Annotated in this window: 20 protein-coding genes and 2 pseudogenes; 15 read left to right on the top strand and 7 right to left on the bottom strand. The window is 42.0% G+C overall.

Annotated elements, in window-relative coordinates; all coding sequences use genetic code 11:
- Positions 1 to 151 precede the first annotated feature (151 nt).
- The 7 genes from AABM38_RS02860 to AABM38_RS02890 all read left to right on the top strand — a co-directional run bounded on the left by AABM38_RS02860 (position 152) and on the right by AABM38_RS02890 (position 7215).
- The gene (locus AABM38_RS02860) at positions 152 to 2203 is read left to right on the top strand and encodes a DUF4179 domain-containing protein (RefSeq protein WP_423409044.1); all 2052 of its coding nucleotides are present in this window, start codon (positions 152 to 154) and stop codon (positions 2201 to 2203) included.
- 185 nt (positions 2204 to 2388) lie between these two features.
- Complete coding sequence (locus AABM38_RS02865) at positions 2389 to 2685, top strand: nucleotidyltransferase family protein (RefSeq protein WP_335378153.1); 297 nt, start codon at positions 2389 to 2391, stop codon at positions 2683 to 2685.
- On the top strand, positions 2678 to 3019 hold the full coding sequence (locus tag AABM38_RS02870) for a DUF86 domain-containing protein (RefSeq protein WP_423409045.1): 342 nt from the start codon (positions 2678 to 2680) through the stop codon (positions 3017 to 3019). Before AABM38_RS02865 ends, AABM38_RS02870 begins: the two co-directional genes overlap by 8 nt.
- A gap of 347 nt (positions 3020 to 3366) precedes the next feature.
- Positions 3367 to 4152, top strand: a complete 786-nt coding sequence (locus AABM38_RS02875) for an REP-associated tyrosine transposase (protein ID WP_423409046.1) — start codon at positions 3367 to 3369, stop codon at positions 4150 to 4152.
- A 179-nt stretch (positions 4153 to 4331) separates the two neighbouring features.
- Complete coding sequence (locus AABM38_RS02880) at positions 4332 to 4832, top strand: hypothetical protein (protein ID WP_423409047.1); 501 nt, start codon at positions 4332 to 4334, stop codon at positions 4830 to 4832.
- Positions 4833 to 4964: 132 nt separating this feature from the next.
- Positions 4965 to 6059 (top strand): DUF4236 domain-containing protein, encoded by a 1095-nt coding sequence (locus tag AABM38_RS02885; RefSeq protein ID WP_423409048.1) that lies wholly within the window; start codon positions 4965 to 4967, stop codon positions 6057 to 6059.
- Positions 6060 to 6246: 187 nt separating this feature from the next.
- On the top strand, positions 6247 to 7215 hold the full coding sequence (locus AABM38_RS02890; protein WP_423409049.1) for a methyl-accepting chemotaxis protein: 969 nt from the start codon (positions 6247 to 6249) through the stop codon (positions 7213 to 7215).
- 25 nt (positions 7216 to 7240) lie between these two features.
- On the opposite strand, the pseudogene AABM38_RS02895 reads toward AABM38_RS02890, so the two are convergent.
- The 3 genes and pseudogenes from AABM38_RS02895 to AABM38_RS02905 form a co-directional block, all read right to left on the bottom strand.
- Positions 7241 to 7681, bottom strand: a pseudogene (locus AABM38_RS02895) (YtoQ family protein).
- Between the two features lie 167 nt (positions 7682 to 7848).
- Complete coding sequence (locus tag AABM38_RS02900) at positions 7849 to 8865, bottom strand: DUF1835 domain-containing protein (protein WP_423409050.1); 1017 nt, start codon at positions 8863 to 8865, stop codon at positions 7849 to 7851.
- Positions 8862 to 9434: a hypothetical protein gene (locus AABM38_RS02905; RefSeq protein ID WP_423409051.1), complete on the bottom strand. Its 573-nt coding sequence runs from the start codon at positions 9432 to 9434 to the stop codon at positions 8862 to 8864. The genes AABM38_RS02900 and AABM38_RS02905 overlap by 4 nt, the downstream gene beginning before the upstream one ends.
- Positions 9435 to 9761: 327 nt before the next feature.
- Between AABM38_RS02905 and AABM38_RS02910 the strand changes: the two genes are divergently transcribed.
- From AABM38_RS02910 to AABM38_RS02920, 3 genes and pseudogenes are all read left to right on the top strand, one after another.
- A complete protein-coding gene (locus tag AABM38_RS02910) occupies positions 9762 to 10724 on the top strand; it encodes a sensor domain-containing diguanylate cyclase (protein ID WP_423409052.1) in 963 nt (320 codons plus the stop codon).
- Positions 10725 to 10791: 67 nt separating this feature from the next.
- Positions 10792 to 11216: pseudogene (locus AABM38_RS02915) on the top strand (HIT family protein).
- A gap of 262 nt (positions 11217 to 11478) precedes the next feature.
- Positions 11479 to 12213: a sulfite exporter TauE/SafE family protein gene (locus AABM38_RS02920; RefSeq protein ID WP_423409053.1), complete on the top strand. Its 735-nt coding sequence runs from the start codon at positions 11479 to 11481 to the stop codon at positions 12211 to 12213.
- A gap of 161 nt (positions 12214 to 12374) precedes the next feature.
- Here AABM38_RS02920 and AABM38_RS02925 read toward each other — a convergent pair whose 3' ends face one another.
- Entirely contained in the window at positions 12375 to 13595 is a 1221-nt protein-coding gene (locus AABM38_RS02925) for an MFS transporter (protein WP_423409054.1), read from the bottom strand.
- Between the two features lie 211 nt (positions 13596 to 13806).
- Here AABM38_RS02925 and AABM38_RS02930 point away from each other — a divergent pair, with 211 nt between their 5' ends.
- A complete protein-coding gene (locus AABM38_RS02930) occupies positions 13807 to 15543 on the top strand; it encodes an ABC transporter substrate-binding protein (protein WP_423409055.1) in 1737 nt (578 codons plus the stop codon).
- A gap of 39 nt (positions 15544 to 15582) precedes the next feature.
- Entirely contained in the window at positions 15583 to 16107 is a 525-nt protein-coding gene (locus AABM38_RS02935; RefSeq protein ID WP_423409056.1) for an HXXEE domain-containing protein, read from the top strand.
- A gap of 69 nt (positions 16108 to 16176) precedes the next feature.
- Here the strand turns inward: AABM38_RS02935 and AABM38_RS02940 are convergent, their stop codons facing one another.
- Positions 16177 to 16545 carry a PH domain-containing protein gene (locus AABM38_RS02940; RefSeq protein ID WP_335429240.1) on the bottom strand — a complete coding sequence of 123 codons (369 nt, stop codon included), beginning with the start codon at positions 16543 to 16545 and terminating at the stop codon, positions 16177 to 16179.
- Positions 16546 to 16849: 304 nt separating this feature from the next.
- Here AABM38_RS02940 and AABM38_RS02945 point away from each other — a divergent pair, with 304 nt between their 5' ends.
- Together AABM38_RS02945 and AABM38_RS02950 are read left to right on the top strand one after the other, a co-directional pair.
- Positions 16850 to 17578, top strand: coding sequence for a TIGR02206 family membrane protein (locus AABM38_RS02945; RefSeq protein ID WP_423409057.1), 729 nt, complete (start codon positions 16850 to 16852; stop codon positions 17576 to 17578).
- Between the two features lie 141 nt (positions 17579 to 17719).
- Positions 17720 to 18607, top strand: coding sequence for an NAD(P)-dependent oxidoreductase (locus AABM38_RS02950; protein WP_423409058.1), 888 nt, complete (start codon positions 17720 to 17722; stop codon positions 18605 to 18607).
- A 100-nt stretch (positions 18608 to 18707) separates the two neighbouring features.
- Here AABM38_RS02950 and AABM38_RS02955 read toward each other — a convergent pair whose 3' ends face one another.
- Positions 18708 to 19103 carry a hypothetical protein gene (locus AABM38_RS02955; RefSeq protein ID WP_423409059.1) on the bottom strand — a complete coding sequence of 132 codons (396 nt, stop codon included), beginning with the start codon at positions 19101 to 19103 and terminating at the stop codon, positions 18708 to 18710.
- A 457-nt stretch (positions 19104 to 19560) separates the two neighbouring features.
- On the bottom strand, positions 19561 to 20433 hold the full coding sequence (locus AABM38_RS02960) for a hypothetical protein (RefSeq protein ID WP_423409060.1): 873 nt from the start codon (positions 20431 to 20433) through the stop codon (positions 19561 to 19563).
- Between the two features lie 223 nt (positions 20434 to 20656).
- Here AABM38_RS02960 and AABM38_RS02965 point away from each other — a divergent pair, with 223 nt between their 5' ends.
- Complete coding sequence (locus AABM38_RS02965; RefSeq protein WP_423409061.1) at positions 20657 to 22174, top strand: ATP-binding protein; 1518 nt, start codon at positions 20657 to 20659, stop codon at positions 22172 to 22174.
- Positions 22175 to 22221 lie beyond the last annotated feature (47 nt).

The raw sequence follows: 22221 nt of genomic DNA on the forward strand, positions 1-22221 counted from the left end.
CTGTCTGAAGGAAGAAGCGGGCCTAAAACGATAATGCCGGAACTGTTTCGTGACTTCTTTTTTACAGGAGATTCCAAAAGATATCTACCATAAAAGGGAATTAAAGGTAAAATAGAGTTAAGGAAAGAGCGTGTGAAAGGGGGAAACAAATTTGATCCCTGTTAAAATGGATTCCATTTCAACAGTAGCCGTTATGCGGGAAAGAGGTATAGAATCAGTCGTCGATTGGTTTGATCGGCATAAACAATCCTTTTATACATTAGGCTGGTTTTACCTTCGGAATCAGCAGCAAATGGAAGAGCTTATTTACCGGTCCATTCTAAAAGTACACAAGGAATTGCCTCGATATAAAAATGAAACCTCATTCGAAATGTGGGTTACATCGATTTTCATCTATACCTGCCGAGAGCTTTCGCATGATAACGACGTACAAGCTTCCGGGGGGAATCAGGATTTATTCCAAGCACTTGGCCACCTGGAAAGTTTCGAAAAGGAAGCGATGCTCCTTACATATGTAAAAGGATTTTCTCAGGAAGAAGCTGCGCAAATTCTCCAAGTTCCTGTGGATAAAATGAAAGATCTTTTATTCTCCGGGATTCAGTCCGTTAGAAAACAATTGTCCGGATCAGCCTATCATGGCTGCAAGCAGTACCAAAAGAATTACATCGATTACCTGGAGAAATCCATGGATCGTCCGGAAAAAATTGAGTTTGAGAAGCATCTTTACCATTGCCAGGATTGTCAGGAGGATTTGGCCACCTTTCAGGATGTCACGGTAAAATTAATGGATTTTACCAAAGGGGCTAACGGTTTTCCTGAGCTGACACCTTTCATGGAGAACGTCAAAAAGAGGCTGACTGAAAAAGAGAAGCACAGGCAACAGAAGAGTAAAAAACGGATAAGAGTGGGACTTGTATTTGCAAGTGTCTTCGCCGTCGTCATCGGGATTGCATTCATTACCGGCGCATTTAACTACGTCTACTATGGATGGACAGAGGAAGACGAGCAGTTGCGCGCCTTTTTGCAGCATGACCTTGGCCAAAGAGTGAACTTGGAAGCGGAAAGCGAGGGAGTGAAAATCAAGATTACGGGCGTGGTTGCGGATGATGTTCAGACGCTTGTTTTTTATAAAATTGAAGATACAGAGGAAGATCATCAATATTTAATGAATTATGAGGAAGGCCTCTTTGTTGAAAACGAAAATGAAGTCATGAGCCCGCAAACCTATCCAAGGTTTTACATGCCAAACCTTAAAGCAGAGATGAATACAAAAGAAAAGAATGTGTTTTATGGAAGGGTTGGGCTGCGGCCGCTCAGTAAAGATACCGCCACTGTGAAACTTAACATAAAAAAGCTTATGAAAATGATTCCAGATTCCGATGAATCCATTGGTTTTAACACCATGAATATTGAGTATAAAACAGGTGAGTGGAACTTCGAGGTTCCCGTTTCCAAACAGCCTTCCATCGAATATGTATTAAAGGAACAAACCGAAATCCACGGGATTCCGTTCCGATTCCATAAATTAACCATTGCTCCCACAGCAACAATCTTGGAATTTGCCGTTTTTATCGGGCAACCAGAGAAGAGGATCGACTATGTTGATTTTGACAATCTGGAAGTGAACAATAAAAAAGTGAAAGCTGATCGGTTTGGCGGTGGATATACGACTTCCTATCAAGATGCGAACTGGAATTCTTTCCGAACCCAATTTGACCCGCTTTATGGGGAAAAACCATCTGAAGTAACCGTTCAGTTGAAAACGGCCTATTTTACATTCGAAGACAATAAAAGTATCGAGTTCGATATGACTCAAAAATATCCTCAGACGTTTGAATATGCAGGGAGTACCATCAGCATCGATAAGGTGGAAGTCGGACAGCCGACAACTGTTGTCATAAGCGATCACGAAATTAAAAACCGGGCATATGAAACATTACATGTAAATATAGTCGGCGAAAATGAAAATGAACCCATGTCAGTGGAGATGGAAACCAAAGGAGTGTTCGTTGACCGGAACGGAGTCGAATACGATCCGAATGCAGGTCATTTCGACTTTGAAAAAATGGAACAACCCCGCCATTTCATTACCGAGCAAACCTTTAAGCTAGACGGCAACAAAGTAATTCCCAAAAGAATCGAGATCTTTGGATACAACACAACCAAATACTTAGATGATGCCGTGAGAATTGAGCTGGAGTGAAGCATGGGGACGTTTCTCATGCTTCTAGTAAATTTGAGCTTTTATCCTTAAGAAGAAAAGTGAGAGAATTATTTTTTATCGCAGAAGTCTTGCTTAGAGCAAGGCTTTTTTCTTTCTCTGGAGAATAAATAAAAAGAGGGATGTTATAATGTATGTAACGAAAACGAGGAAATGGCGGTGATTTGATGGTATCACAAAAAGAGATCCTAGATGTATTCTCAAAAAATCTAAATACATGGAGTGAAAAATACGGCGTAAAGCGGATTGGCTTGTTTGGTTCGTATAGCCGGGGAGAACAAAAAGACTCCAGTGATATTGATGTGATTGTTGAATTTAATGATAGTCAATTATCTTTTGATAACTATATGGATTTGAAGTTTTACCTCGAAGATACCTTCCAAAAACCTGTCGATTTAGTCATTATAAACGATATCAAACCTGCTCTGAAGCCAAGCATTTTAGGAAGCGCTAAGTATGCATAGGGAGCCAAAGGTCTTTCTGGAGGCTATAGTAACTGCTGCTAATAAGGTGTTAAAGTACACAAAAGGGCTATCTTATGACGATTTAATAGATAACGATTTAGTCTCCGACGCTGTAATTAAAAACATTCTAGTGATAGGAGAAGCAACGAAGAACATTCCAGATGAAATCCGTGAAGCTAATCCTCATGTTGAATGGAGAAAGATGGCCGGTATGAGGGATATGATGATACATGGATATTTCTCAATCAATTATCGAATTGTATGGGATGTTGTCCAAAATAAGATACCTGCACTTAAAAAACAAATGGAACAACTTTTAAAAACAATTGATTAATATTTCTTCAAAAGCATATAAACAGGGAAGTAAGCATGGGGACGTACCTTATGCTTCTTTTTCTATGAAGAAGAAGCACCGGGTACGTCCCCTTTAATGTAAAAGGAAGCACAGAAAACGTCCCTGTGCTTCCTGAGCAAAAGAAGCGTCCCTGTGCTTCTATATATGGCAGGTATATGAACTTTTCTAAAATATAGAGTAAAACGAATCTGAATGTAATATGATTGTATTGGACCCGCTGTTAACTCTTCTTTTTCCTCTTTTTTGTACTAACACTTCTTCTAATTCTGCACTGTAACGAAAATCTGTAACGAAAATCAATTCCGAATTAATTTTAACGAGTGGTGATGAGGGTGGTTCGAAAAGCTAGGAAGAAAAGTACTAGTGGTATTTATCATGTCATGTATCGAGGTGTGAATCGTCAGGAGATCTTTCATGATAATGAAGACAAAAAGAAGTTCCTTGAAATCTTGAAAAAATATAAAGGGAAATTGGGACTGGAAGTGTACGCGTGGTGTTTGATGAACAATCATGTGCATCTGCTCATAAAAGAGGGGGAGGAGGCGCTTGGTACGACCATGAAGCGGATCGGTGTGAGCTATGTATCGTTTTACAATGAAAAGTATCAAACGGCCGGCCACCTTTTTCAAAATCGATATCACAGCGAAACGGTTGAGAATGACGAATATTTTCGCACCGTTGTTCGGTATATCCACCAGAATCCTGTTAAGGCCGGAATGGTAATGCGGGTGAATGAGTGGAAGTGGAGCAGCAGCGCCGGATACTATGGACAACCTTACTTTCCCGTAGGCTTGCTTGATCAGAACAAAGCTTTAGGAATGTTCTCTGATGATTTTTTCATTGCAGTTGAGAAATTCAAAGAATTTAATGATCAAACGAACCAGGATGAGTGTCTGGAAGATATGCCTTCTAGTCGCAGAAGGCTCCCGGATGAGGCGGCGAAGCTGAAGATGGAAGAAATTCTAGGTTCTACAGAAATTGCTCAGGTAAAAAGTCTGCGTAAAACAGAGCGCGATATGATCTTGAGGGAGATTAAAAACATCGATGGACTTTCCCAGCGTCAAGCTGCCCGGATTTTGGGCATCCCGCCAAGTTTGGTTTTCAAAGTATAATATCCACTCCTAATTAACATCCTCTTATTTTCCAATCTTCAAAACTACTTATTCTTTTTTCCAAAAAACTAAGAAGAAGTTTAGTCCGAAAACGATAATCTTGAAGGTTAAGAGTCAGGGTCTGACGGGAGCAAAGGGTACGTCCCTGTGCTTCTAAAATATATTCAGGAGGCTTTATTATGGGACTAGATATGTATTTGCGTTCTTTGCCCAGAATTGAGGGTATGGAACTGGATGGAATTTTAATGGCTAATGCCAACATGCGCCAGCATGAACAAGAAAACAGTGAGGTTTATCAAAAGATTAAACCGCATATTAAACATTTTGAAGAGTTTGATATGAAGTGGCGCAGTATGTTCACAGACGTTGCATATTGGCGGAAAGCCAACTGGATTCACCATTGGTTTGTAGAGACCATCCAGGGCGGGGAAGATGATATGTCACACTACGAAGTGACCAGCAACCAGCTTTTTGAACTCCATAACAAGTGCCTCGAAGTTCTTGCTCGAGATAATCCCCCTTGGGACGTTCTGCCGGCAAGGCCAGGACCTTTTTTCGGCAGTACCTCTTATGACTCCTACTATTTCTATGAAACTGATCGAACCAAAACCATCTTGGCAGACCTTCTCGAAAACTTCAATTTCCAAACCCACTATATCCTGTACCACGCAAACTGGTGAAGCAAGGGGACGTATCTCATGCTTCCAACAGGGACGTATCTCGTGCTTCTTCCGCTTATGAAGTGAAATGGAAGCACTGGGTACGTCCCTGTGCTATTCTATCAGTAATAAAAATGAAGGAGCTGTTCTTTTATGGGTTTGCGTTTTCGGAAGAGCTTTAAGGTGGCGCCGGGTGTGAGGGTGAATGTTGGAAAGAGTGGAGTCGGCATGAGTGTTGGCGGGAAGGGGCTCCGTTATTCGGTTCATAGCAGCGGACGGCGGACTTCAACGGTGGGGATTCCTGGTACTGGGCTTTCTTATTCGTCTACGTCGGGATCTCGTTCTTATAAAACGGAAGCTTATAAGAGAAGAAATGAGCTGGCGCGCCGGGAAAGGGAGCAGCAGAAGCTTCAGGAACAGGAATATGCCCGCCTGCAGGTTGAACTTCACGAGAATCGTCTGGAGCAAATACGCTCGACCCATCATGAGAGTGATGACCCGGTTGATTGGAATGAAGTTTACCACCGTGAGCCTCCTTTTCCGGAAGGACATGAGGGGCCAAATGAATTGAGGGCGAAAATAGCGCTCGAAACGTATGAACCTGGTTTTGTCGATCGCCTTTTTAAAAAAGGGGAAGCGAAGGTACGCAAGCTGGAGGCGGAATTGCAAGATGCGGTGCAAAAAGATTCGGCGCTTATGGATGAGTGGAAGCAAATGCACACCATGGCAAAGAGGGTGCTGGTGAGGGATATCGATGCCTATTTCGAGGTCCTGGATGAGTTTGGCCCGCTTGATGACTTGGTGGAATTCGGCAGCGGATTCGAGTTTGGGACTGACAATCCTTATCTGATTCATGTTTCCTTTGATGTGAATGCCCAGCAGACCATCCCTGAAAAGACGCTCTCGTTGACAAAAACGGGCAAGCTGTCTGAAAAAAGCATGTCCAAAACGGCTTATTATGATCTTTATCAGGACTATGTTTGCAGCTGCGCGCTTAGAATTGCTCGAGATATGTTTGCCCTTTTACCCGTGGACTATGTGTTCGTCCATGCCTATGAGGATCAATTGAATTCAGCCACCGGACATCAGTCAAAAGTGGCGATTCTTTCAGTTAAATATGATAAGACAACCCTCGACAAGTTGAATTTTTCTTCCCTGGACCCATCAGATGCCTTATCTAACTTCGAGCATCACATGAACTTTAAAAAGACGAAGGGGTTCGAAGACGTTAGCGAGATTTTATCCTGAGAAGCAAGGGGACGTATCTCGTGCTTCCATCTTTTAAAACACAGGGACGTATCTCGTGCTTCTTCCGCTTATGAAGTGAAATGGAAGCACTGGGTACGTCCCTGTGATATATATCACTATAAACACAGTGCAAAATTGCTATACTTCTAATTAATTTATGTTTTTAAGGAAAGTGTAGGGGTTTAGTATGTTTCCAACTAGAAAACGATTAGCTGAATTGGAACAGTCGAGGAAAGAATTACAAAGTCAATTTGATCAGGTTCTATCGGAGTCCCAGGAGAAGGAATCCTTTTACGAAACCTTTCTGGAGAATTTTAATGAAGGGCTGCAAAAAACGATTGCCCAGCATGAGCATGTGAATAACCAGCATTATCAATTAGGAGATAAAGTGAAGCAAATAAAAAGTCACTTTGACGAGGTCAACCAAATCAGCCAATCCTCAGTTGAAAACGCAGAGATATTGTCCTCTAAAGGAGACAACTTGATTGAATCCGCGAAAGAGATGGTGCAGAAATCAAATGAAGGCACATCCCTTGTCGAGGAAGTGGAACGGGTCATCTCACAGCTTGGGGAAAGGCTAGGCGAAACCTATCAAAAAATGAATCAATTGGATAATCGATCAAAGGAAATACAAATGATTGTTAAGGTCATCAAGGAGATTGCCGACCAGACGAACCTTCTTGCCTTGAATGCATCCATCGAAGCGGCGAGGGCGGGTGAGCATGGTAAGGGATTTGCCGTCGTTGCCGAAGAAGTGAGGAAACTTGCTGAGAGTACAGCGAAAAGTACCAACGATATTAGCACTTTGACAGGAAATATTCAAAGGGACATAAAGGACACGATTGAGTCAACCGTAACCAGCAGGGAGTTAATTAATCAAACATCTGAATTAAGCAGGCAAACATCCAGCAGTATGAAGTTTATCTCTACCGTTACCAAACAAGTGGAAGTGGAAGTAGAGGGGATACTGACGACGATACACGAACAAAATGAACGCTCCAAACAAGTAGTTGATGAAATCGTACACACGAAATCCATCTTTGATCAGGTGAACGAATTAATCATTGAGCATATAGAAGAAGCCAGGAAAGTCGATATAAAACTAGAAGAAACAACCAGCAAGGTTGAATTACTTGTGAAACAAAAGGAAGCATAGGGACGTATCCTATGCTTCCAAATTTCTATTCAAATATATACCCAACAACATCCAGCGCCTGCTCCACTGTCTCCACCGTCACATTAGCCTTATTAGACAGTTCCTTCAACGGGTGAATCAATGATTCCGGCCTAATAATAATCGTAGGTTTGTTCATCGCAATCGCGGTGCTCGCGTCCATTGCGGTGTTCCATTGCTTGTACTTTTCGCCGAATAGGGCGATGACGATATCGGATTTTTACATTAAGACCTGTGTTCGGAAGTTGTTTATATCTGACGCGGCGTTATCTTTATAGAAATTTCCAGGTTGCTCACCAAGAATCTCCTCGCCGATTAGGTCGGAACGATCATGGTTTGTTTGTGGTCCGACAAAGGTTAAAGGGAGATTTCTTTCCTTTGCTTTTTTTGCTAGCTGATCTCGCCAATCATCGTGAATCTGTCCAGCCAAGTAAACCGTTAATTCCATCGTAACACCCTCCTAATGATAATCTTCTAAGTTCATCATATATAACTTTACTAATAATTCAAAGCACGGGGACGTATCTTATGCTTCTAACGCTTTTGAAGTAAGAGGAAGCACTGGGTACGTCCCTGTGCTTCAAAGAAAAGCAAAGGAAGCGTCTCCTTGCTTCCCTATTTCAGCTTCACACTATAATGCCTCATACCTTTCGGAATTCCCTTTATCTCGAAAACTCCTTTATAGATTAGTGCTCGCAGCCTGTCTTCTAAAAAGGCATCGCCTACATGCTGGTCGATTCGGGCAAAGACTTCTCCAATGATTCTGGGTGCTTTGACAAAGTCCCTTTCTCTTTGTTTGGTATGTAATTTTTGAGCGGTCGAGATGATCATTTCATCGAAGTAATCTTCATTCACAGCTTTGATGCTTTGGTTTTTCCAAATCCTAAGGAATTCTTTACTCTCTGCAAGGGTCAGCCATTCTGTCTCGAAGCGTCTTCTTTCTTCAACAGTTAATGGACTGGATAATTTCTTTTGAAAGATCTCCTTTAATTTTTCAGGTTCGGGCCCACCTGTATGGGAGTACAGATACTGATATTCTTTTGTATTGAATAATTCCTGATAAGCTATGGTGGTATTGATTAAGAACATGTCATTTGCCTTTTCTTTTAGCAAATAAAAAAGATAACGGATGCCCGTTTGTTCATCTGCATTTTCGGCTGTCCAGATCACAATGGGAACATGAGGGGGGATGGCCTCTATCTCCAAGAGGGTGTCTGAAAATCGGCGTTCATATTCTGTTTCAATATAATCATCTTGATAATTTAGATGGTCTCGGAGCCATTCAAACCGGCGCTCACGTCCAGCTTCTGAGTGAAGTTCTTCAATGGGACCAACAGCAAAGAAGTCAGGAAAGCCGATTACCTTATGCTCATGCCCAAATGTGAATCGCAAAGAACCGGCAGCGGATTCCCCGCAGACAAGATGGATTGTTTTATAATCTCGTTCAACCACCTGTTCGTTTTGAAGGATGGTCTCGATTTCATGGTACCATGATGATAAATCCTCTATTATCTGCCCGGCATCTTCTTTAGATTCCTGGACCATTTTTAACCGGAGCATCATTTGCAGTAAAAGAGATTTGGCATCATTTTCAGAAAGATGAAGGATAGAGCGACGCAAGTCTTCGATCATTGGTGTTTTCCTTTCTTTTTGCGAAATTTCAAAAGTAAAATGACGATTAGTCCGCTGACGACAACACCTGCAGCCCATAAATAAGGTTGATTTCCACTCTGTTCGCGGCTCAAATCAACTTTTTCAACTGGAGGTTTTCCTGCACCAAGGATCGGCAAATCGTCTTTTAAAGCAGTCAAATAATTTGTGCGATCACAAATGAGGGTCACAAGGGTTTTGGCTCCGTACATTTCTGATTCATACGCATAAACCAAGTATTCCTGCCCCTTTGTAAAAGTAAACCCGCAGTCCCCGCCGCCTTGACCTGTCGTAATGATGATTTGCGACTGTGTCACGCCTTTCCAAGTGTTCGTGACTTCAAAGAGGACGGATTTAATTATGTATCCTTTTGAATTTCGCTTATCTTTTATATCCAAAACTTTGCCGCTAAATACAGCCTGGGAACGCTCCAACTCCCTTGCCGCATTCGGCAACCCAGCGCATTTACACGCACTTGTAGCAGAAGGGAACGAGAACGCGAAAATACCTACCATAAACATCAATGCAAAAAAAGGCATAATCCTCTTCATATCAGCACCTCCATAAGCTTTAACAAACCCGTTGTGCTTTTTCTAAGAAATTCTACTAAAAGGGAAAGATTCCCTGCTTGGAAGCGGAAGCACGGGGACGTATCTTATGCTTCCATTTTTAAGGGGTGATTCCAAACATCATCATATATAGTGCTGGACTATCGGAAGCACTGGGTACGTCCCTGTGCTTCTGTTTGTTGAATGGCCAAAATGAAGAATCAGAACCGTCCCTCTGCTTAACTTAATATACAAATAATGGGTAAAAAGAAGTATAATATAGTGAAAAATTGTAATCTATCTTTGTGATACTGGAAGAGAAGGGTGCTTATGAATATCATGTTGTCTGCCGCAGTGGTCGCTGTTGTCCTTATCATTGGGTTTGGGTCATATAAGTTAGGTCGCAAGCTGCAGGAAAAATTGAATTATTTAACGACGGTTTCCAATTTAGTCGAGTATTCAAAGGATATTATCTATTATTGTGAACTTAAGCCAGCCATCAAATATCGCTATTTAAGCCCTGCCATAAATGCTATCCTGAGTCCTAATATCGCGGAAGAAAGCATGAAGAATCCGTATACAGCTTTCGAAAGGATCCATCCGGAGGATCTTCCTTTATTGCAGAAAAAAGCGTCCGGTGACATTGATTACAGCAAGCCTTTAATCCAGAGGTGGCGGAATGATGAGGGGGAGTATATCTGGTTTGAAGAGTATGCCACCCCGATTTATCAGCATGGTGAAGTGGTAGCCGTCCAGGGGATTATCCGCAATATCCATGATAAGGTGCAGCTTCAGCAGACGCTTGAGTATAGAGCTTCTCATGATTCGTTGACATCTCTGTATAACCGCGGATATTTCGAGTCGAAGCTGGAGCAGTATAATCAGAAAAACGATGTGTCAGCAGCCATTTTTATTTTTGACCTGGATGAACTGAAGGCCGTGAATGATCGATTTGGACATAAAGTGGGCGACAGTTTGATAAAAGAAGCAGCGGCAATCCTGAACGATTTTTCCGGCGAGGATTACATTGCGGCCCGGATCGGCGGCGATGAATTTGCTTTGCTGCTGGTGAATACAGACCCCGAATATGTAAAAGAGCTCATGAGAGAGATTGAACGAGTTATAGACGTGTTGAATCAGAATGAAAAAAGACCATTCAAAATCAATATGTCCAAAGGGTATGCTTGGACCAGCACTTCACTTGGGAAAATGGAAGAACTGTACATCAAGGCTGATAACAGGATGTACAGGGAGAAAAATCGAAAAAGGATACAGAGTAATAGTTTAAGATGATATGTGAAAAGTTGAGAGAGTGGAGGTCTTATTATATATAAAGTAATGTCGAAGGGAAGGGTCCTCGATGAACTGTTTAGGTTGTAAGTTAGCAAATAAAAAGGAGACCGTTAAAGTAGTATTTGAAGACGATTATGTTTGTTGCATCTTAGACCACAATCCATATAACGAAGGACACGTTCTGATTTTACCTAAAGAACATGTTCGATACTTTGATGAACTTGACGAAAATATCGCAAACTCTTTATTCAAGGCGTCAAAGATTATATCAAAAGCTATAAAAAGAATGTTTAATCCTGATGGAATTACTGTATGTCTAAACGTGGAGTTTTTGATGAATTAAAACATTTTCATATGCACGTTGTTCCGAGATATGAAGGACAAAACTTTGCAGACTTCTATACAGAAGACGGAGAAACCTACATTGAAGAAGAGACTAAATTAGATAAAACAAGAAGAAACATCATAGAAGCTATAAAGGTATTGGAGTAAAATTCAATACCTTTTTGTTTGCTATTTTCTCTTCAAAAACATATTTTTAAAGCCCTTTATAATTTGACTGTTTTTCTGTAATTTCTACTTCAATGACTACTTCGGTCTTATGGTCCGCTGCTCTCTTTTTGCATTGATATGGAAAGCAGGAGAACCGCCCCTCTGCTTTGGTCTATAATTTTTTCTTATCACTTTTAATCAAAAACATTAAATTTTCTTATTCCACTAACGGAAATATAATAATTCCAGGGGGTGTAAAAATATGGATTATATCATTCTATTTTTCATTGGAATTTGTGCAACGACGATTGGAACTCTGGCTGGTGGAGGGGGCTTGATTAATTTGCCAGCGATGCTTGTCTTGGGAATACCGGTGCATTCAGCGATCGCGGCGAATAAGGTTTCGAATACGGTCAGTTCCTTTTCGAGCTTTTTCCATCTTTATAAAGAAAAGAAATTAACGCTTAAGGAATCGTATTGGATTATTCCCGTCAGCATGATTGGCGGAGTGAGCGGTGGATTCATTGCTTCAAAAATTTCCAGTGATGACATGTATATTGTGGCACTCTGCCTGCTGGTATTTGCCTTCATTGCTTCGTTTATTGGAAAGGGTAATTTCTCCGGTGATGAGCGCTTAAAGGTTTCGGGAAAAAGTGTTACCGGGCTATACGGGATCGGGATTTATGATGGACTTTTTGGGCCCGGGCAAGGGACGTGGATGCTTTATTTATTTGGGCATCTGAACATTGCCTACATTCGAGCGGTCGGTTATGTCAGGCTTGCCACATTTTCGAGCTGTTTAGGAGCAGCAATTACCTATATTTCGACCGGAGCCGTTATCTGGCCAGTGACCATTGCATTGATGCTCGGGTCATTGACCGGAGCGCAAATTGGCGTTCGGATTGCAAGCAAGCTGAAGCCAAACTATGTTAAACCAATTTTAAGGCTGACCACAGCGGCGCTGGTGGTGCAAATCTTTCTGGATAACGTGTTATAGGGGACGTATCTTATGCTTCCATTTTATCGAGTAGATTCCAAGAGGAGCTCAAATTCATTAAACTGGACATTAAACCTTGCAAAGAAGCAAAGGATACCTCCCTCTGCTTCAACAGCAGGGGACGGGACGGTTCTCGTGGAACATGAGAACCGTCCCCGTGTTCACTTCTCGGCCCACAATTTCGTCTGCCTGTATAGAAGAAACACAACCAGATTGAAAACGGCTGCGCTGGCGAAGACGGAGTCGGTTCCCCACCAGGTGACCATCCAGCCGGAGAAGAGCATGGCGGCGGGCATGCCGATCCGGAAGAAGGTTCCGGTCAGCCCGGCTATGCGGCCCATTAATTGGACTGGGGTTTGCTCATGCCGGAATGTATAGGCGCAGACGAGATACACGGTGACGGCAAATCCATTTAGAAACAGGAACACAGCAAACAGAATAGGCTCGGTCGTGAAACGTAAGCCAAGGTAGGCCATCGCGTTCAGTAAAATGGAAAACCCAAACAGCGGCCCAAGGTTGAATTTTTTCCTCAGTCTGCTAATCAACAGGCTTGCCAGCAGCCCGCCCATTCCTCCAAACGACAGCATGATGGATAATTTGGAAGTTGGCAGTTGTAAATCGGCGGTCCCAAAAATGAGGACCGTGTTGCCAACGACAATTCCCGAACAGTTCACCATGATAATAAACAGCGTGATCATCCACAGTGCCCTATTTCCCCTGAATGCATGCCATCCCTCTTTAAAATCGAGCCAGAAGGACTGCCGTTTTTGCAGTTGGACCGGTTCATCCAGTACAAGGTTATGAATCAATAAGTAGGCGGCCAGATAAAGGAAGACGGTAATCAGTAATCCTTCCGTCTTATCGGCGGCCATGAGAACAATCCCCAGAAATACCGGTCCCATGATGCCGACAAAGGTTTCAGCAAAGGAGAACTTGGAGTTTGCTTCTGTAAGAAACGTCATCGGTACACTGGCTTTGACAAGACTAACCTGTACATTGAAGAAGCCGTAATTGAGCGTCATCAGGATGAACCCAAGCAGGTAGAACAGTACATGCGTCTCAATCTCTGCACCAAACATGAAGTATAAAACGGTTAAGCCGGCTGCTTGCAGCAGGATCATCGTGAGTGCCCATTTCTTCTTGTCTACCCGATCGACCACGACCCCCACAAAGATGCCGAAAAACAAATTCGGCAGCAATTCAGCCGTCCGCATCGACGTCATCACGATCGGCGAACCTCCCGATAAATCATACATAATGAGCGGCAGCAGCAACTCATATATTTTATTGCCGATGCTTAATAGCAGGCTGGCTGACAGCAAGAATGTAAAATTGCGGTATTTCCAGATGCTCGTTTTTGGATGTGCGTATTCCATTGCCATAAAATGAACTCCTTTATTCTAAAAATTTCCCCTGCGAGTTCATCTTAATTTGAAAAGAACATCGTAAAAATCGTAAAGATCAGAAAAGTTTTTCGGGTTTTAGATCATGAGAGGCACAGATTAAAAAGCTGAAATATTTTTTTCATCTTTACTCTTTTTTGCTGCGAATTAATTTGAGATGATGGAAAAAACATGAAATGGGAGTTGTTCCATGAATCCATCCCAATCTTATTATTTTTTCGTCTTAAGGAAGGCCTTTCAGCAATACGGGGAGGGCATTGAAATAAAAGTGACCATGAAGAGGCTGGCAGAGTTATTTTTTTGCACAGAACGGAATGCGAAGCTGATTATTTCCAAGCTCGAGGATTATGGGCTTTTGCATTTCCATCCGGGCAGAGGGAGGGGAAATTCCTCGCTGCTGGTGTTCACCACATCACTTGAGAGCTGCTTGGTCAGCCAGGTTCAGTTCTTATTGAGTTCGAATGAAACAGGGAAAGCATTTGAACTTGTAAAAGAGTTTGGTGAAGGGACCTGTGCCGAGGAATATATCTTGACTTGGGCATCCGATTATTTTGGCTATAAAAAGGCCAAAGAGGAGGGGAAAGAGCTGGAAATTCTGCGATTTCCTATTTATCGGCCGATTACAACTCTTGATCCAACGCGGGTCGTCTTCGATTTAGATGCGCATTTGATCCTGCAGGTTTATCAGCCTCTTGTTCAATATGATGTTCAAACAGGGATATTCACCGGCTGTCTTGCACGCGCCTGGGAAGCGAATCATGAAAAAACGGAGTGGATGTTTTTTTTACACAAAGGAGTGAAATTTCATAATGGGGCAGAGCTGACAGCGGAAATCGTTGCCGACTCGGTGTCCCGACTCTTTGATTCGCCTCACAGATGGCTGGTTGCCGATCTCGTTGAAACTGAAGCGATTTCCAGATATACGATTCGGTTCAGGCTTGAAAAACCGAACCATCTTTTTCTCCACTTTGTTTCCAGTACACCGATGGTTATTGTCGAACCGGACTATTTTACCGGCACAGGGGCTTTCAAGCTTGAAAAATATCACCAGGATCTTTGTGTACTGTCAGCATTCGATGCCCATTTCCAGCCTCGGCCCTATTTTGACAGGGTGGAAATCATCCGAATCAGCGATGAGATGAAGGAGTGGCAATTGCAGCAAAAACTTTCCCTTGAGACAGGCGAAACAGAGGCTGCTGTTAAGAAAAAGTGGGATACACAGAGCAGCATCTTCTCTGGAACGAACGTCTTAACCGTAAATACGGTGAAAAAAGGGCCGGTGCAAAATCGAAGCCTGCGCAGGTATCTTAACAGCGTGATTGAACGTGAGAAGCTGGTCAGGCTGGGCAGTCCAAGGCTATCACCGGCATCAGGCTTTCAGCAAGATGATACGGCTCGTCTGGAAAAGGAGATCCCTTCACAATCTGATGCTATTTTTTCAGAGGAAAAACTAACCCTTATGACTTATAAACGCCATGCCGACGATGCTGCACTGCTTCAATCCATGCTGCAGGAGTATGGAATTGAGCTTTCAGTGGAGATTGTCGATTGGAATGAAATTCTCACGGACAGCATGGTTGCCAGAGCGGACCTGCTTCTTTTCGAGGCTACACCAAATGAGGGGATGATCTCCATTCTGGATCTAATCTTGTTTGAGAAAGGCTTCATCTATCCTTTCCTTGAAACAAGTATTAAACAAGAGTTAAGGAACCGGATTGACATAATCAAGTCCGAGACGTCCGAGGATGTTAGGAGAGAGCTGTTGAAAAAGTTGGAGATGTATTTAGCATGTGAGAGCGTGATCATTTTTCTCGTGCATAAGATGGTAGAGGCGTCCTATGACAAAGAGCTTGAGGGGGTCACGTTCACTTCGAAAATGTGGGTTGATTTTAAAAATCTCTGGTATAAGAGAATCGAACAGTCATAGATTCTGAGCAATTTAGGAGGAAGGTAGTGTGCGCAACTGATGGATATCCAAACGTTGATTTGGTTATTTCCGATTGTGTTTATTTTTCATGACTTTGAAGAAATTATTATGCTGGAAAGATGGGTTGCTAAACATTCAAGCACCGTCGCAAAGGTCTTGCCGGAACGAATGGCGGAAAGGGTAGTGAAACAATTTTCAATGACGACTGCCCAGATGTCTGTAGCCGTATTGATCGTTTTTCTATTCGTCAGCAGTTCAACTTTCATGGCAAGCCAGTATCTGAAAGGCGGGCCAGCCGCAAGCATTCATTTCTTCACAGCCGTGAATCTAGTTTTCTTTATTCACGTTTTTACCCATATTGGCCAATCGATTTTATTCCGTTCGATCACACCAGGGGTCATTACGTCCGCTTTTCTCGTCCTGCCATACTGTTGGGTTATGTTAAATTCTTTATTGGAAAGGCGGATCATAAACTGGGATACGATTGTGACCTGTTTGCCTTTTGTCTTGTTGGCCATCCCAATTGTTTTAATCGCTCATTTCATTGGAAAAAGAGTTATATAGCCACTTGAGATCGAGAGAATAGAAGAAAGCATTCCATGTCACCTGACAAGGAATGCTTTTTCATAAGGATTATAGGAGCGCCTCAGCAATCAATTTATCAAACTTGCGCACATCAATGCCTTTTTTTAGATTCACTTTGATATGACCAGCTCTTGTCCATAATTCAACCTCGGCGTTAAAATCAAACAAACTCCCCGCGTTTTCCGATGACCACATATTGATTGAGGAATATGGCAGAGAGTAGATCTCAACCTTCTTCCCAGTCAGGCCTTGTGCATCCCTTACGATTAATCGCTTGTTTGTGAAAATTGCACTGTCACGTATCGTTTTATAAGCGGCAACCGCTGTTTCCCCCTCAACCAATAAATCATTCACATCATTAGGAATCGGGCATTCCGAAATAAAAGTCCATGCCAAAATCGCTTGCGTTGCAACCAATATAACAACCTCCAGTTCAGTTTCATTCCCTATTTGTATTCTATATATAAATAAAAAATCCTGCTGCACCGAAGCAAGGGGAAGCATCTTGGAAGCAAGGGGACGTTTCTTGTGCTTCCATTCTCGGTAAATGAGTGATGTCCACTTACTCGGATGTCTCAAGTATGTCAGGTAAGAACTCCGTAACTGCTTTCACTCCTCAGAATTTTTGAAAACGAAAGAAGCAAAGGGTACGTCCCTTTGCTTCTCTGCATAGTAATATAGGTAACAGCATTTTTATTTTTCAGGGAGGGGTGATGACATTATGTTTTCTGTTACTGGTATGCAGGGTTTTGAGTTGTTTTCGGCGCAGCACTTGATTACGCTTGGGCTTTTCTTTGCTGTCTGTCTCGCAATGGTGCTTTTTCGGAAAAGGCTTAAACCTCATCAGAAGGTAGTAAAGTGGACGATTTTTTGGACTTTGCCGGCCTGTGAGGTATCTGCGCATTTATGGCTGATTCTGACGGGCCAATGGGATGTGGGGGATCTTCCTTTGCATCTATGTTCGATGAGTTCCTTTTTAGCGATGTATTTATTCTTGAAGAAGAGTGTAAAAGGGTTTTATGTCTTATATTTCATCGGCACTCTGCCTGCGATTTTAGCCATGGTTACACCTGAAATGTCCTACGTTTTTCCTCACTTTCACTTTATCGAATATTTCCTTCACCATTCTGCCATTCCAATTGCCGCCTTGTATTTTATCCTTTTTGAAGGATATCGCGTTCCTCGAAAAGCCATCCTATTCTCTTATCTCGTCGTCAATATCATAGCCGTTCCTATTTTTATCCTGAATATCCTGCTCGATACGAATTTCTTCTATTTAGCGAGTCCAACAGAATCAAAGACGATCCTGAGCTTTTTTGGCAGTGGGATTATGTATTATATTAATCTAGAAGTTGCCGCACTCATTGTATTTTGCATTACGTATATACCGATGTGGCAGCTTTTGAAAAGGGAAAATAAGCAGCTGATTAATGAGCATAAAAATATATGATCCAAGAGAACCTAATCTGATGGTGGATTAGGTTCTTTTGTATTTTTACATTATTCAACCGAGACTCCAAATGAACAAAATTGTTCATAATGTATTAAAATCAAAGGAACAAAATTGCGTGATTTGGAGGTAAGCGAGGATATGGAAAAAGTCATTAGTTTTATTGGTCTCGGCAATATGGGTGCACCAATGTTGAAAAGTTTGTTAAAGGCGGGATATCACGTTAAGGTATATAATCGTACGCCGGAAAAAGCTAGGGATGTTGTCACGGCGGGGGCAGAACTGGTTGAAAATCTAGCAGATGTGGCCGTTCCTGGCGGCATTGTCATCACGATGGTGTCTAACGATCAAGCGTTGGAAGAGGTGACAATGGGTGATGAAGGTTTCGGGCAAAAGCTTGGTGAGGGAGGCGTCCATTTATCGATGAGTACCGTTTCACCGGATACTTCACGCAAGCTTGCTGAATTTCATCATCAGCACAATAGCCATTATGTTGCATCTCCTGTATTTGGCCGACCGGATGCAGCCGCGGCACAGAAATTATTTATTTTATCATCAGGTCCGAATGAGGCAAAAGAGCGAGTAAAGCCGTTTCAGGAGGCAATGGGCCAGCGTGTGTTCGATCTTGGTGAGGAGCCGGGGAACGCGAATGTGATCAAGCTTGGCGGCAACTTCATGATTATGGCGGCGATGGAAGCGATGGCTGAATCGTTTAATCTGGCAGAGAAGAATGGAATCGACCGGCAAGTGGCGGCAGAGGTGTATGCGTCCACCTTATTTAATTGCACCGTCTACAATGGATACGGTTCAATGATCGCCAACCGGAAATTTGAACCCGCAGGCTTTCAGCTGGAACTTGGCCTGAAGGATTGCAATTTGGTGCTCGAAGAAGCGAACGCCAAACAAGCACCAATGCCATTCGCAAGCCTGCTGCACGATTCCCTGCTCGCGTCAGTAGCAAAGGGAAGAGGAAAGCACGATTGGTCAGCACTCACAAGAATAGCATCCGAGAACGCCGGATTGGAGTAACACGGGTGAAACATGGGGACGGTTCTCGTGTTCCTATTTTTCCATTTTTTCGTTTTGATGGCAGGGTCCACCTCACTGGTTGTGAGGTGGATTTTTTGGATCAACCTGCATAATGATTGATTTTCTTTTTCAAATCCTCGAATTTTAAGAGGTAAAAGTAAATTTCTTTCGCAAAAACACCGTCATCTCCTTCGGAAATATAGTAATCCCAATATTCCTCAAAAACCTCATCCATCGTTTCCAGCATTTCCGTCTTTTTTAACGCCAGTTTTGCTCCCTTATAGTGGACCAAATCCGATTCCCAGTGTTCAAGCCAGTCCAAATAATTGCTGCGCATTAACTCATAGTCATCAATATATGGATGCGAAAAATCATCCGGTGGCTGCTCTGTAGGATCAATGTATTCGTCGTAGCAGTCGTCGTTGCAAAAAAAGTCTCCTCGCTGGTTCACCCGATATTGAGCTTGAACCTCAGAGTGACAGTATTTACAGTGCATTTTTTCAATCCCCTTTCAGAATAACTGTGCATTATTCCTATACATAGGTTATTTGAATTCTGTTACGGGGCGAATCGTGTAATGGTTTTTGGCTTTATGGTAACCATTGTTGCTTATTGCTCTTTGAGGTTTCTCAAAACCATATACATAGGAATAAATGGATTGAGTGGATCACGGAGCGCTTTTCTTGATTTATTTTTATAAAATTTTTGTTATTTCAGGTAATCAAGATGCCTTATTGGCGCCCGTTTTTTCCGATTATTGTTATTTTAGGTATCCAAGAGGCCTTATTGGCGTCCACTTTTTCCGATTTTTGTTATTTTAGGTATCCAAGAGGCCTTATTGGCGCCAACTTTTTCCGATATTTGTGATTTTTGGTCCCCAATAGGCCTTATTGATGACCACTTTTTCCATTATTTGTTCTTCCAGGTTCCCAAGAAACCTTTTAAAGCAGATGTCACTGCACCAAATCCTCAGATAATCCCATTTCAAAAAGATCTGCAAAATACATCTCCTGAAACTTCTTGTTGATGATACCGGTATAATAAGCAACTGGATTTTTCACGGTTACCTTGGACTTTAGCTTGCGGACGAGCTGCTTAAAGGAATCCAGGGATACAGTGAGCATTCTGTCTTGATCGTTCTCAGAGTTGTTGCGATAAGCGGAGATCATGCTCATCCTCCAGAAATCTTCGATGGTTTTAGCCTTAGGGAAGAAATATTTTACCAAACCCACAAATGCTGCTGGCACTCGATCGCTGACAAACAAGTGGTCTTCAGGTTCTATTTTAGATGCTGCGGTTTCATTCATGTCAGCTGTCTGGTTTGGTTTTAACGAATCTTCAGCTGATTGATTTTGAACAGGCGTTGTTTCACGTTTATTATTCTTTTTAATGTTTGTTTTAGAAGGAATGATAGTTTTATTATGGTGGCTCAATTTTTCCTCGGTTAGTGGTTCATTCATAGGAAAGCGACAGAAAACATAAAGGTTGCTTGATTGTGACCCGTTCTTGCGCTCGGTTTCATAGACGGTGAAAATCCCGATTTTGCTTGCTTTTATGATCATTCTTTTAAAAGTGGATCGCGAAATCATTCCTATTTCTCCATACTCCTCGTAGATCGCCTTCAGCACGGTTCCGATTTTTGCATTGGCAACGCCAGGAACTTTGGCTGCAAAACGAGCCAGCCGCTTCAGTCCAATCAGCTCGCCTTTCGTGAAATACTTTTTCTTATCCTCCATCCACATTTCAAAATGGTTATTGAACTCCCCGAGTGAATTGAACTGTGAATATTCTGCAAAACTCTCAATATTAGTAGATTTAATATGCATGCTAATGCACCACCCTTTCACCGTCTATATACAAGCCGGCGATTAAAAAGGACATGGCAGGGAGGGGGTGGGTGTGTCAGTTTTGTGACAATTGGAACGTGGGGACGGTTCTTGCGTTCCAATATGGAACAAAAGAACCGTCCCCATGTTCATGAAAAAGAAGGAAATCCAATGGAATTTGTCTAAATATAGTATAAAAATACTAGTTAATATGAGGGTCGAAATGAATGGACAAATAAAAGTTATTGGCGGGAAGATTAAGGAATTAGGTGGCCATTTTACGGCTCAAATCGTGGATAATCGAATGGATCAAAAGGAGCAGTATACCTATTTGTTAAGCCAGTTAGGATCTTTACAGCATTCGGAAAAAAGTCTTTATTTTTTAATGGGGGAGTTTTTGATCACATCAAGTGATAAGGACAAAAATACTTTACTCACTTTCGCGGATGTATTCGGTTTAAAGTCAGTCAATTCGATGGTACCACTGGACCAGGCCATCAATTTCATTTATCGCACGCGAGGGAGAATCATGGATTTACTTGAAAGTGAATTCATGGGCAAGAGGATTTCGGCTGAAACGCTTTTTGACGTCATTAAAATACTAGAACCTCTCTATCAGCTCATTTCACGCACACTTTTTATCCATTATAATGAAGCCTTATCCTTCACTAAATTTGCTCTTAATGAATCGAATCAAGATTTACAGATTTCCCATAGGGAGCTTGCCGATCTTAAGAGAGCTTTAAATGAAGCTACTATTTTTTCCATTAGTGATAAAGAAGATAGAATTACCTATGTGAACGATAAGTTTTGCAATATCTATCAATATACTGAAGAAGAATTAATAGGGAAAAAACATACTATTGTATGTTCAGGTTTCCATCCTCCTTCTTTTTTTAAAAAAATATTAGAGACCATTGAAAGAGGAGAGGTTTGGAAAGGGGAAATCGTCAATCAGGCAAAAGATGGTTCAAAATATTGGGTGGATACGACAATCATTCCCTTTCTTGATTCGAATGGAGAAAGATATCAGCATATTTCCATCCAATATGACATAACAGAAAAGAAGAAAACGGAAGAAAGCCTACGTAAAGCGGAAAAGCTTGCCATGATTGGGGAATTGGCAGCTGGGATTGCCCATGAAATACGCAACCCATTAACATCAATCCGTGGATTTGTACAATTGCTGAACGAAAGCAATACTGGACAAAATTATACAGATATTATTATTGAAGAAATTGAGAGGATCAACTTGATTGTTAGTGAATTTATGGTTTTCGCCAAGCCTCATCAGTTTTATTTTAGTGAGTGTGATTTGACGGTCATTTTGAGTGGTGTCATTAAGTTTCTTGAGCCCGAAGCAATCTTGAAGAACGTCATAATGGAATTCGAATTTCCTGAAGAGGAAGTTAAGATATTGGGAGAAAAATCTCAATTAAAACAGGTGTTTTTAAATTTGATCAAAAATTCCATTGAGGCGATGCCGAACGGCGGGAGAATCCATATTACCCTAGAAAAGTCTTCCGATAATATTCGGATCACCGTTAAAGATAATGGGGTTGGGATGGATGAAGAACAGGCGAAAAAATTAGGAGAGCCTTTTTTCACGACAAAACAGGATGGAAATGGCTTAGGCCTTATGGTCAGCTATAAAATCATCCAAAATCACAATGGAACCATTCAAGTCAGCAGTCAAAAAAATATTGGGACATCCTTTACGATATCATTCGAAAAATCCTAATGTGGAAACACGGGGACGGTTCTCATGCTTCAGAATGAAGCAAAAGA

Origin of the sequence: Heyndrickxia sp. MSNUG, from assembly GCF_049532715.1 — a bacterium.
In the GTDB taxonomy this organism is placed as follows: Bacteria; Bacillota; Bacilli; order Bacillales; family Cytobacillaceae; genus Mesobacillus.